A 12,027-nucleotide genomic window follows, 5' to 3' on the forward strand; every position below is an offset into this window, starting at 1 on the left:
AGGGAAAAGGAGTTTAAACATGCATGCTTTAATTCTTTATGCAAGTTTTAGTGGGAATACAGAAGAAGTGGCTGAACTAATTAAGGACAGTTTATTAAATAAATCCATTGACGTAACACTTTATCGCATAACAAGGCAACCTGTTCATATTCCTGATTTTACGAAATTCGATATGATATTTTTCGGTAGCTTTACTTGGGCAAAAGGAGCTACACCGGAGATTGTAAAAAGGTTCGTTTATCAAATAGGCTATAAACCTGAAAATATCTTTGTCTTTGGTACAGGTGATACACAGTTTGGTGGGGATGTATTATTTTGTAAAGCGGCTGATAAATTAGCAAAGTTTTACACATCCCCCCTACCTCCATTAAAAATTGAACAAAGCCCAAGAGGTGAGCAAGTGGCTAAAGTAATCCAATGGACAGAAGGAGTTGTTACATTTTGCAACAAATACTTAAAAAAGTTACCGTGTTAAATCCAGAAAATCCAAATAAATCGACTGCCTTGTTTGGTGGAAAATCGAGTGGTATTTTAAATTGGAATGACCTCGCCTATCCACACTTTTATGATTATCGCGAACAGATTCGAGCACTATTTTGGCGAGCGAGTGAAGTCGACATGACTCACGATTCAAAACAATTTCCAACCCTTTCACATACGGAACAAGAGGCATTTTTAAAGATCATTGGTTTACTTGCAACGTTAGATGGTCCACAAACAGATATCGCCATGCGGATTGCTGATTATTCGACAGATCCATCCGTAAAATCGATTATGGCAACAATTGCTGATCAAGAAAGTGAACATAACCATAGTTACGCTTATGTTCTATCATCTGTTACTTCATTTGATAAACAAATTCAATCATTTGAAACTGGGCGAACGGACGCCACTTTATTAAAAAGAAATGAACGGATCATTGATGTCTATAATACATTTGCAAGAGAGCCTTCAATTGAAAATGTGTTGAAAACGATGGTGTACAGTGCTTTACTTGAGGGATTATTCTTTTACTCTGGTTTCGCTTTTTTCTACCACTTAGCGCGTCATCAAAAGATGGTCGGAACATCCACAATGATTTCTTATATAAACCGAGACGAACTGCAGCATGGTAAATTTATTAGTGAACTATTCCGAGCAACATTAGCAGAAAATCCAGAGCATAACACAGAAGAGCTTAGCGAGTGGATATACGAACAATTTACCTATTCAGTCCAACAAGAAATACACTGGAGTATTTACGTTTTAAAAGACGTACATGGTATTGATCTTGAAGAATTAGCTGGGTATATTAAATATCGAGCAAACAAAATGCTCCGGTTACTTGGTCTTAGTGACCTTTATGAAAGTCATTCAGAAAACCCAATGAAATGGATTCGCGCTTACGTTGATAACTTTGATGATACGAAAACAGACTTTTTCGAACAAAAATCACGTCAATACACGAAGGTCGGTGATTTAAACGGATTTGACGAATTATAATAAAAAACGATAATTAGGTAAAAAGGCTTGGCTAATCTAAGCCTTTTTCTTGCTTAAAATGGGCCTTACTAAAAGTTAGTTCAAACTAGGCGCAAATTTAGCATAATGAGATCCGGTGATATATGGTTCATCTAAAAAAGTCACTATCTTACTCAAACTTTTGATAATCGTATCGATATTCATCAATCGAAACATACCTTTCATTTTTTACTGTTACACCTTCCTTCTCAAGTAAAGCTCTTTGTACAAATCGAGATTCATCATCTTTAATAACAATTTCTCCTTTTGCATTAACGACGCGATGCCATGGTAGATTGTATTTTTGACTCATTGAATGTAAGATTCGCGCTACTTGACGTGCTGCTCTTGGATTACCTGCTATCCTTGCAATTTGACCATATGTCATCATTTTACCTTTTGGAATGGATTGGATAATTTCAACTACCCTTTTAGTAAAGTCATTCAAATGGATTTCCCTCCCTCTTCATAGCTAATTGAACGAAAAAAAGCAAATTATCGATTACTGATAACTTGCTTCTATATTATATCGTATCATTTTATAATACCTATACTTAGCTAGAATTCCTAGTCTTCTGTTTTATCTACTTGCTTTTTTATATTTCGTTTCACACCTTTGCTATTGTCCCCACTAGTAGGTGTTTTTCCATGCAATTCAGGTGCATTTTGGTTGCTGCTTCCTTTATTAAATTTCTTCGTCATGACGAAAACATCTCCTTTCTATTTTTCAACATAAAGTATGTCCTCTTTTTCATTATTTACGCATGGAGATGAAAAACGCCAAGAGACGGTATAACTAACAGGGGACTGTCGGATAAGGGGATATCCAAAAAAGGATATTCAAGAAAGTGGATATATCAAAGTTTTGAAACAGGAAAAGGGGCATCCAGAAATGAAAGAAAACGAAGGGACGCTCGAGTCTTCTTTGTGCACTTAAGACCACAAGGAAAGTAGAAATTGGATTATATATACTTTCCTATTAGCCAAAAATACGACTTTCTGGGTAGCCCTTTTCAATCATTTATAGTTATACAAGTTGCATCGCTAATTTTGAAACTACTTCTTTCACTTTTTGAAGCCCTTCTTCAATAATGGCTTCTGCTTGATCCGGATTCGAATTATGTCCTTCAATAATTACTTCATCAATAATTTCCATTCCGAATACTTTACTGAACATATTACGCATATAGTTTACAGCCATTTCCATTGGTTGCATTTCTGGGCTTGAATATACTCCACCACGTGCGTTCAATAAAATCACTTTCTTATCAGGCATTAAATTAATTAACTCACCTTGAGAACCGTATTTAAATGTAAAGCCCGCTTCAGTAATATAATCAATAAATGTATGTAATGCGGCTGGAATTGTGCAATTCCATAATGGGAAAGCAATAACTACGACATCCGCTTTCGAAACGGCATCCTTAGCCTTTTGTTTTGCTGCTAATATGCGTTGTTCAATATCCGCCAATGGTTCACCTTTTTGCAACTTTGCAAATGCATTAAATAAATCTTGCCCAACATAAGGCATATCTTCCTCAAATACATCATAAACGTTTATATTTATACCTTTCGCCTCTTTAACAGTTTCCATAAACGTATCATACATACGGCTCGAAACCCCTTGTGATGCTGGACGATTATTTGCTTTAACGACTAATATATTCATGTAAAACCTCCTGATTGTTCTCATGTGAAAATAGTAACATATAACATGATAGCTTCTATAAGAAAAGATGGCAAGTAATAGTTTACATTGATTTGTTAAAAAATGCACATATTATGCTCAGCAATTCTTTTTTTCATGGGTTTGTTCAAATGTATTTTTAATCATAATCTAGTAAAATAAAAATAACATATATTTTACTGCTATAGGAGGTTACCTTGTGGGAAAATTAACTAGACGAGAATTTAAAAAACAAATGAATCGGGAACGAATGATTCATGCTGCTGTTCAACTGTTTAGTTCCCGGCCGTTTTCCGAAGTAAGTATTCGAGAGATTGCAAAGCTTGCAGATGTATCTCCGGGTCTCATTTATAAATATTTTCCAGACCAACAACATTTATTTATGGAAGCTTTAATCATCGAAAGTAAAGGTCTTTATGAGTATTTAGAAAGTGAAACGGATATTGAAATGATTGCTAGCCGTTATATTAATTATATGTATAAACACGAAACACTGTATCAAATGATGGCATACTTCATGCTTGAGATGAATAAACCTAGTTCAATCACAGACCAACTTAGAGGAATCATTAACCCGATACTTACCATGATTGAGTCAGCGCTTAATCTTGATAATAAGAAAGGAACAAGGGAACAAGCACAGCTATTTTTTTCCTCATTAAACGGATTACTTATTACATATAAAAATCTTCCCGGACGACCTGAGGATAAAAACTTGGCACATATTCATACACTTGCCAAGTTACTCGTAAAACAACTAAGAGGCACGTAATTAATGGAAAGATTAACTACGTGCTTTATTATTTTATCAAATGTACTTATTATCCTAACTCTGAAGCAATTGCTCTCCCTGCTGTACGACCGGTAAAAAGGCACCCTCCGAGGAAAGTTCCTTCTAGTGCTCGATAGCCATGGACTCCTCCTCCACCAAATCCAGATACTTCGCCAGCCGCATATAACCCTGGTATTGCTTGACCTTTTGAATTGAGGACTCGTCCCGATAAATCAGTTTGCAGTCCACCTAATGTTTTCCTGCTTAAAATATTGAGGCGAACCGCAATTAGTGGGCCATTTTTAGCGTCTAAAATTTTATGCGGCTTTGCAACCCGAATTAATTTATCGCCAATATAGTTCCGATGACCTCTAATTGCTATTACTTGTAAATCTTTTGTAAACTTATTATCCATTTCTCTATCTCTTGCCGCTATTTGTTCCTCAATTTCTTTAAATTGAAGTAGATTTTCCCCTGTCAACTTATTCATACTATCAACTAAATCTTTTAAGGTATCCCTAATAATAAAGTCTTCTCCTTTATCCATGAAAGCTTGAACTGGTTCTGGTACACCTGAAAATGCCCTTCCTAACACTTTACGGATACTTTTCCCTGTAAGATCTGGATTTTGCTCCGACCCAGATAAGGCAAACTCTTTTTCTATTATTTTTTGCGTTAATATGAACCATGAATAATCATAACCTGTTTTCATAATGGCTTCTAATGTGCTCAACGTGTCAAAGCCTGGTAAGTTCGGCACTTGAAACCTTTTTCCCGTTGCATCAAGCCAAATTGAAGAAGGACCCGGTAAAATTCGAATTCCATGATGAGGCCAAATTGGGTTCCAGTTCGTAATTCCTTCTGTATAATGCCACATGCGGTCACGGTTTACAATTCTCGCACCTACTTCTTCAGTTATTCCAAGCATTCTCCCATCAACATGGGCAGGGACACCGGAAAGCAGATGTTTTGGTGGTGTACCGAGGCGATCTGGCCAATTTTTACGGATTAATTCAAGGTTGCCACCAATTCCTCCACTTGAAACAAGTACTGCTTCCGCACGGTATTCAAAACGATCCATCACTTGCCGACTTGTTTCTTCCCCGCGACGTGCCGAAGTCGGGATGAGAACGGACCCTGCAACGCCCTTAATCACGCCATTTTCTTGAATTAACTGATCAACCTGATGGCGAGGGAGGAACTTTATCGTACCTTTTTTCATATGTTCAAGAATTCTTTGTTCAAAAGGGGCCACAATTCCAGGACCTGTCCCCCAAACGATATGAAACCGAGGAACGGAATTTCCGTGGCCCGTTGCTAAATGTCCACCACGTTCAGCCCAACCAACAACTGGAAAGAAACGGACACCCATACTACGAAGCCAAGATCTTTTTTCTCCAGCGGCAAAATCAACATATGCCTCTGCCCATTTTCTTCCCCAGTAATCTTCATCTTCTTCACGATCGAAACTAGCTGAGCCAACCCAATCTTGCCATGCTAATTCCTTTGAATCCTTTATTCCTAAGCGTCGTTGCTCTTTAGAATCCACTAAAAATAATCCTCCAAAAGACCACCAAGCTTGTCCACCTAAAAATGGCTCTTGATCTAAAAGTAATACCCGTTTGCCAGCATCTGCTATTTCTGCCGTTGCAACTAAACCTGCTAGACCCGCGCCAACAACAATAACATCATATCCCATCGTTATCCCCCATTTTCACTTTGTCCCCTGTTTTCAATCAACCTTAATCTATATTTATGTTCATATTCGAGTTTTGTTGATAGATTCCTTTAATTATTTTGAGATTTGTGGGTTGAGATGATTGGCGTTCGGCGGAGTGGTAGACGTGGGGGTTGTATCTGTTTTTCCGCATGAAGGGCATCGATAATGTTCTAGATGACTTTTTCAGCCTTTTTTCTGTGAATTGGACACATAGAAATGCTCTAGAGGACCGTTCCCGTCTTTTTCACCACAGAATAGGCGTCTATAATTGCTCTGCTTGACATTCATTACCTTTTTCTCTGCGTAAAGGAAACGAAGAATATTCTATATACCACCCGTAAAAAAAAGACATACAGAACATTTCTCTGCATGCCTTACTCATTTCTACCACATTCCCCTATTTTCAATTTCTTTCCAACTGAAACAATTCTTACATATATTCATAAATCACAACTGGTGACATCATCTAATAGCATAGTAGGAACAATACAAACCCTCTTACATTTTTCCAAACACATCCATGGAGTGGTTTAAAAACATAATTTCTTTCATAGAATACTATAGCTTTTCATCGTTAAATGAAAAAAGTATACTTTTCTAATTAATCGTCACGTTAAACGATTCCTCAAACTGTTCCAATGCCCGATCAATATTTGCTGCGAGTCCAAGTTCAATTAATGTTTCACCAATTCGCTCGATTGCTTCGGCTAGCATCTCTTTCGTTGTATTTCCCATATGACCAATACGAAATGCTTTTCCTGAAAGATGTGCTAGGGCGCCGGCGACAATAACACCCTTTTTCGCTAAAGATGAGCGGAACTCTGCATCATCTACCCCATCTGGATAAAGTATACAACTTAAAGTGGCAGCAGCTACCCCTTCATCTGCAAGTGGCTTCATTCCGTATTCTCGTAAAGAAGATCGCACGGCTTGACCATATTGTTTATGTCGGATATAGCGCTTTTCCATGCCTTCTTCTAAAACAAGGCGCATCCCCTCTCTATATCCATAGATCATATTAACAGCAGGTGTTGCAAAATACTTCGTCGGATCATGCATAATCGGAAGCCAATTTTTTATATCACAATAATAAGCTGGAACTCGGTCCAGTTCTTCACGTGCTGCTAATGCTGTTTGATTAAATGCAACGATGGCCAATCCCGGTGGTACTCCAATCGCCTTTTGTGAACCTGTTAAAACAACATCAATCTTCGCATCCGGTGAACCGTACGTTTTACTCATATCCTCTTCTATCGCACCAGTTGCGCAAACACCATCTAATATAACAAGCGCACCATGTTTTTTAATTAACGGTACGAGTAAATCTAGATTTGACGCGACACCCGTTGATGTATCCGCATGTGTAATCGTGACAGCTTTATATTTGTTTTCTGATAGTTTCTTATCAACTTCAGTTACATCAATATGTTTACCCCATTCACTTTGTACAACATCAATCTCAATTCCATAAGCTTGACCGAGTTTAATAAAACGATCACCAAAATAGCCGTGACTAATAACGAGCAACTTTTCACCAGAAGCAACCGTATTCACAAGTGCCATTTCCATTGCAAGTGTGCCCGATCCTGAAATAACGAAAACCTCACCATCTGTTTTTAACATTTGCTTTGTTGCTTCAATGGACTCTTTATACATTTTGGCAAATCTTAGGTCTGTATGTCCCCATGTTTCTTGAACCATGGCATCGTAAATCGAATCGGCAACCGGCGTTGGTCCTGGAATTAATAACAATTCCTTATTTCGCATCGTTTCATTCCCCCTTTTTAAATCCCCACAAAACACTTACTTTTTACAAACCAAACATACTTATGTATTTATTCCACTTCCTTTTATAAAATTCCTCTATTAAAAAATAGTCACAAAATTATATTTTATGAACACTCCAATATAATTCTGGCTCTTATTCAATAAAATGAACTATATGTTAACTCAAGTATGTACAAGTTTACCAAATTCTCTCCTTTTGTTATGCTAAAAAAAGGGATGAACTATTTAGAGATTGGGGGAAATTTTTATGAAGGTGTATGGACCAGTCGTTGATCATGAGACAAGGTGTATTCATTATCATACAGAAAAGGATATAATTGCGATTAAGTTCAAATGTTGTAATCGGTATTACCCTTGTTTCCAATGTCACAATGGTTGCGAGAATCATCCCATTAAGCGTTGGGAAAAAGATGAGTTTAATAAAAAAGCGATTCTCTGCGGGCATTGTCAAACTGAATTATCCATTCGCGAATATATGGGAACAACGAATTGCCCCTATTGTGGACACATATTTAATGAAGGCTGCGCAACCCATTATCCAATTTATTTTGATGTTTAAATATAGGAAAAAACTACTTTCATATTGACGTATTTACGTCCATTCTTTCTTTTGCTGAATAAAATTAAAACGCCTCCACTTTGAGAGACGTTTTTTTCTATTAATGCTGCCCAGTAATATTTGCCCTTAAATAATCCCAAACTTCTGCTACATTATTTAAATCTCTTTTCGGCAATATATACGCACTTACCGAACTATTGTACACATAAATATTGTACTCATCTTCTTTTAATTCAAGTATTCCAGACCAAGCGACTTTTGTTTCTCCATTTTCCGTTAAGTCAATAATACCCGTTTCATTTAAAATCATTTGATGTTTTCCTAAAAGGTCGCCACCAGTTTTCCCTTCTTTTATTACCTTCTTTGTATTTCGTATCACACTAGCGTAAAAATACTTCGGGTAAAAAACAATCCATAATACACTTAATATAATAAATGGTACAAGGAGCGTCGCAAAAGATAAATTGCCTATACTTGAAAAAATAAAAGCCATCAGTAAAAAGATGATTGGGCCGGTAACCCTTTGAATAACTAGAGCCCGTTTAAACGTTTTGGAATTTCGAATATGAAACCTATTAAACTGCAAATAATCTTCTTCCGTTAAATGATAGGTAACTTCCATCATAACCTCCCCTGAAAATGAGAATCAAAGCCTATTTACTTACCCGTTTTCCTTAAAAATTTTGGCATTTATGAAAAAGCCATGACTACCAATCTTACTATCGCCATTTTATTCTGTAACTTCAATTACGAGCATACTTTATTTTCCTCATATTATCACATTTTTCCCACAAGTTCTAGAACGAACTTGATTCACACATGGTTGAAAAAGAGACAATTATTCCGACCACCTTTTTATTAACTTCCTGCAAAAACCCTTCCCTCCTCATCCTTTCATCAAGCTTCTATATACTTTAACTATTACCAAGACGAAAGGAGGAATTAAGATGATATCAAAGCTGAAAAGACCATTTTTGGATTGCATTCCTTACGACAATCACTTTTGGTAGTACATATGATATTTATTCAAGATATTGCTCCCCCAAAACAGATACACAAAATAATTTTATTTGAATGAACTTGAATATTATGGTAAATTCGAACTAATCAATGAATTACATCCACTTTTATTTGGTAGTTTCGTCCTTGTTAATAAAGATACATATTACTAATATTTTACTATCCTAATAGTTATAAATAGGAATTTACGATTTTATCATTTTCTTATATTTCAACCTTGTCTTAAAGGAGAGAGCCTTGAAATGAAAAAAAAGATGATTATTGGAGCGTTAGCATTTACTCTATTAGCTGGAACGACAACAGGTGTATATGCTTATAATCAAAAAGCACAAGCAGCTGAAGCAGCAAAGTTAGAACAGATACGAATCAAAACAAATGCAGAAAAATCCGTTGATTCCTTGTACAACGACACAAAAACAAGGTTAGCTGACAATCTAGAAACAAAAATCAAGAAGGCAGAAGGTGCAGTTAAAAAAATTAAAGATGATAATAAAAAAGATCAATTACTTAAAGATATTGAAGAAGTGAAAGAAATCGCTGGAATTCAACAAAAAGTCTACAGTACTTTACAAAATGGTGTGTTGGTTGAAACAACAACGGAAAAACAACTAGCCACTTTAAATCAAGAATTGCTTAGCATTAAGGATAAAAATAATGCCATTTATAACCACTTAGCCGATTATTTATCTGAAGCGAGCGATCAATTATCAACAATCAACATAGCTACACAAAAGGTAAAAGAAGCAGAAAAGGAACCAAACAAAGATACGTATAATAAAGCGATAGAACAAGTAAATAAAGTTCAAAATGATGGAAAAAAAGAAGAGTTAAAAAAGAAATTAGAACTTGTAAATAAAAAAATCATTGCAACTGAAGAAGCGAATCGGAAAAAAGAAGAGAAGAAAAGTGCAGCTGTGACAGCTACATCACAACAAAAAACAGTCGCTTCAAAGACCAACCGACTGGGATAAAATAGGGAAAGAATTAGAAAATCATGATTGGAAAGTAACTGGTTCAGGCGAAATTGAGCCCGGTGGTAATACATGGGAAAGATTTGAATAAAGAAGTTATAATATTTAAAAGAGTTGTTTAATATGTTGAACAGCTCTTTTTTTATGAAAAAATAGAAAGGATAGCACAATGAAGAGAAAAAGGAATGTAAAACTATTCATCATCGCAGCCTTTGTCATTATTCTTTCAATCCTAGGTACAACACCATTTTCATTGGACAATACACCTAAGGCGGTTCAAGCTGCAGCACCAAAAATTGAATATCTAGGCAATGTTTCGTATTCACGTTATATGGTAGGGAAGTTCAAAGTAGATGGGAAATATGCATTTTGTTTAGACCATTATAAAACGAGTCCACCATGTTTTTTCTGTAAAGTAATGTTGGCGAATGTTATACAGTCCAACGTTGTACAGGTTTTTTGCATAGTGACACATTTCTCTTAATTGTTGAAATTGTTCTTTGGAAAGACCACGTATTTGATTGCTTTGTGTTAAGTACATGTTTTCACCTCCTTATTATATATTCATTATATAACAAGGATTGGAAATATACAATTAAATTGGAAAAGTTTTCGGTCATCTTTTGACCGACCTCACTATCATCCCATCCCTAAAGGGGGTGCTATTGCACCGTAATGGGTTTTCTCGTTCGGAAAAGCTATAATCGTTGAAGGTGGATTTGAATGAAGAAAATCATTTCAGAAGACATATTGAAGGATATAGTCAACGATTTAAAAATAATTAATCCTGAGTTAATGTTAGAGACCTTTACGGAACCGATTGCTCGACAAGCACTGAAAAAAGTGATGCAGAATGACTTACCTAAACGACATAAAGTGATTTTAAGAACCGAAGAACATATTGATTATGCACTTTGATTCATACAGGGGCTATCCAAAAAGTCGTATCTTGATTTTCGGATGCCCCTTTTCATGTTTCAAAACCTTGATATATCAACATTCTTGATTATCACATTTTTTGGATATCCACTTTTCAGACAGCCCCTTGCCACCAAACGTAAATGTAACTTTCTTAATCATAGTTGATAAACTACCCAAAGATAAACATCCACAGGGAAGAAATCGGCATAACAAGAATCATTCCGGGAAGCATATTAGCTACTGGAAATGATTTAATCCCACAAATACGAAAGCCGGTAACTAACATAATAATGCCACCTAAGGCTGAGAAATCACCAATTAAATGTTCATTCACTAATGGGAGAATAAATCCTGCACTCAAAAACAGGGAAAATTGTATAATAAATTGCGGAATAGCTACTGTTACGACAATATAACCTAAGGCAGTTGCAAAAATAGCCGCAGTAAATAGATCTAAAAATGACTTTGAAAGCAATATAGTAAAGTCTCCAGTCATCCCTTCATTTAGTGAGCCAAATATTCCTGTTCCACTTGCACAAAACAAGACAATAATCCCTACAAATTGCTCCATAAATTGTTCCTGATCTATATTACTTTTACTAGAAAAGATTTTCTCAATCGGACTTTGAATTTTACGCGCACACCATTCTATTCCTTTTTCGAGCTGTATGAGTTCACCAATTGCACTTCCTATTATTAATGAAAGAATAACTGGTGGCAGCATATGCATTTCTCCAATAAGGTGGATTCCCATTCCCATCGAGGCCGCCCCAAATGTTAAAGGTAAGGCAACTCTCAATCTTTCGGGAATTTTATCACCTAGAAACGCTCCCGCGAATCCCCCGAATATAATGACAAATGAATTAATAATAACTCCTATTGGCATAAACAAACTTCCTTTATTTATAAGTTGATTTGGTATTTCTAATCTTATACCCTTTCCAAAATATACATATTCTATTATAACGTATGGAATCAAGGACCTCGTGTTAAGCGACTCTCGCTCTCTCCGTTCTGAAAAAGCCACTTACTTACACATACCTTTTTTACCCAGAAATTAAACCGAGCTACACTCCTATACATACTATG

The 12,027-nt window shown here is 36.0% G+C and carries 14 protein-coding genes; 6 read left to right on the top strand and 8 right to left on the bottom strand.

From position 1 onward, the window contains the following. Positions 1–19 precede the first annotated feature (19 nt). Positions 20–475: a flavodoxin gene (locus tag BN2144_RS04400; RefSeq protein ID WP_033827093.1), complete on the top strand. Its 456-nt coding sequence runs from the start codon at positions 20–22 to the stop codon at positions 473–475. Beyond that, positions 439–1,482, top strand: a complete 1,044-nt coding sequence (locus BN2144_RS04405) for a ribonucleotide-diphosphate reductase subunit beta (protein WP_230199708.1) — start codon at positions 439–441, stop codon at positions 1,480–1,482. Before BN2144_RS04400 ends, BN2144_RS04405 begins: the two co-directional genes overlap by 37 nt. Before the next feature lie 148 nt (positions 1,483–1,630). On the opposite strand, the gene BN2144_RS04410 is transcribed toward BN2144_RS04405, so the two are convergent. The 3 genes from BN2144_RS04410 to BN2144_RS04415 all read right to left on the bottom strand — a co-directional run bounded on the left by BN2144_RS04410 (position 1,631) and on the right by BN2144_RS04415 (position 3,169). Continuing rightward, entirely contained in the window at positions 1,631–1,948 is a 318-nt protein-coding gene (locus tag BN2144_RS04410; protein ID WP_033827095.1) for an MGMT family protein, read from the bottom strand. Positions 1,949–2,067: 119 nt separating this feature from the next. Further along, positions 2,068–2,202 carry a hypothetical protein gene (locus BN2144_RS20585; RefSeq protein ID WP_268258024.1) on the bottom strand — a complete coding sequence of 45 codons (135 nt, stop codon included), beginning with the start codon at positions 2,200–2,202 and terminating at the stop codon, positions 2,068–2,070. A gap of 325 nt (positions 2,203–2,527) precedes the next feature. Further along, positions 2,528–3,169 carry an FMN-dependent NADH-azoreductase gene (locus BN2144_RS04415; protein WP_033827096.1) on the bottom strand — a complete coding sequence of 214 codons (642 nt, stop codon included), beginning with the start codon at positions 3,167–3,169 and terminating at the stop codon, positions 2,528–2,530. Between the two features lie 217 nt (positions 3,170–3,386). Between BN2144_RS04415 and BN2144_RS04420 the strand changes: the two genes are divergently transcribed. Further along, the gene (locus BN2144_RS04420; protein ID WP_042337588.1) at positions 3,387–3,959 is read left to right on the top strand and encodes a TetR/AcrR family transcriptional regulator; all 573 of its coding nucleotides are present in this window, start codon (positions 3,387–3,389) and stop codon (positions 3,957–3,959) included. Positions 3,960–4,008: 49 nt separating this feature from the next. Here BN2144_RS04420 and BN2144_RS04425 read toward each other — a convergent pair whose 3' ends face one another. Further along, complete coding sequence (locus BN2144_RS04425) at positions 4,009–5,658, bottom strand: FAD-binding dehydrogenase (RefSeq protein WP_033827097.1); 1,650 nt, start codon at positions 5,656–5,658, stop codon at positions 4,009–4,011. Positions 5,659–6,276: 618 nt separating this feature from the next. Then, the gene (locus BN2144_RS04430) at positions 6,277–7,446 is read right to left on the bottom strand and encodes a pyridoxal-phosphate-dependent aminotransferase family protein (protein WP_033827098.1); all 1,170 of its coding nucleotides are present in this window, start codon (positions 7,444–7,446) and stop codon (positions 6,277–6,279) included. A 268-nt stretch (positions 7,447–7,714) separates the two neighbouring features. Between BN2144_RS04430 and BN2144_RS04435 the strand changes: the two genes are divergently transcribed. After that, positions 7,715–8,026 carry a CHY zinc finger protein gene (locus BN2144_RS04435; RefSeq protein ID WP_075047794.1) on the top strand — a complete coding sequence of 104 codons (312 nt, stop codon included), beginning with the start codon at positions 7,715–7,717 and terminating at the stop codon, positions 8,024–8,026. 100 nt (positions 8,027–8,126) lie between these two features. Here BN2144_RS04435 and BN2144_RS04440 read toward each other — a convergent pair whose 3' ends face one another. Further along, positions 8,127–8,648, bottom strand: coding sequence for a YcxB family protein (locus BN2144_RS04440; protein WP_042337590.1), 522 nt, complete (start codon positions 8,646–8,648; stop codon positions 8,127–8,129). A gap of 640 nt (positions 8,649–9,288) precedes the next feature. Here BN2144_RS04440 and BN2144_RS04445 point away from each other — a divergent pair. After that, entirely contained in the window at positions 9,289–10,017 is a 729-nt protein-coding gene (locus BN2144_RS04445; RefSeq protein WP_033827100.1) for a hypothetical protein, read from the top strand. Between the two features lie 373 nt (positions 10,018–10,390). Here the strand turns inward: BN2144_RS04445 and BN2144_RS19045 are convergent, their stop codons facing one another. Continuing rightward, the gene (locus BN2144_RS19045) at positions 10,391–10,558 is read right to left on the bottom strand and encodes a hypothetical protein (protein WP_222860079.1); all 168 of its coding nucleotides are present in this window, start codon (positions 10,556–10,558) and stop codon (positions 10,391–10,393) included. Positions 10,559–10,740: 182 nt separating this feature from the next. On the opposite strand from BN2144_RS19045, the gene BN2144_RS04450 reads away from it, so the two are divergent. After that, positions 10,741–10,935, top strand: coding sequence for a hypothetical protein (locus BN2144_RS04450; protein WP_033827101.1), 195 nt, complete (start codon positions 10,741–10,743; stop codon positions 10,933–10,935). 172 nt (positions 10,936–11,107) lie between these two features. Here BN2144_RS04450 and BN2144_RS04455 read toward each other — a convergent pair whose 3' ends face one another. Further along, on the bottom strand, positions 11,108–11,824 hold the full coding sequence (locus tag BN2144_RS04455; protein WP_033827148.1) for a DUF554 domain-containing protein: 717 nt from the start codon (positions 11,822–11,824) through the stop codon (positions 11,108–11,110). Positions 11,825–12,027: the final 203 nt, after the last annotated feature.

The organism is Bacillus andreraoultii (assembly GCF_001244735.1).
In the GTDB taxonomy this organism is placed as follows: Bacteria; Bacillota; Bacilli; order Bacillales; family Caldibacillaceae; genus Caldifermentibacillus; species Caldifermentibacillus andreraoultii.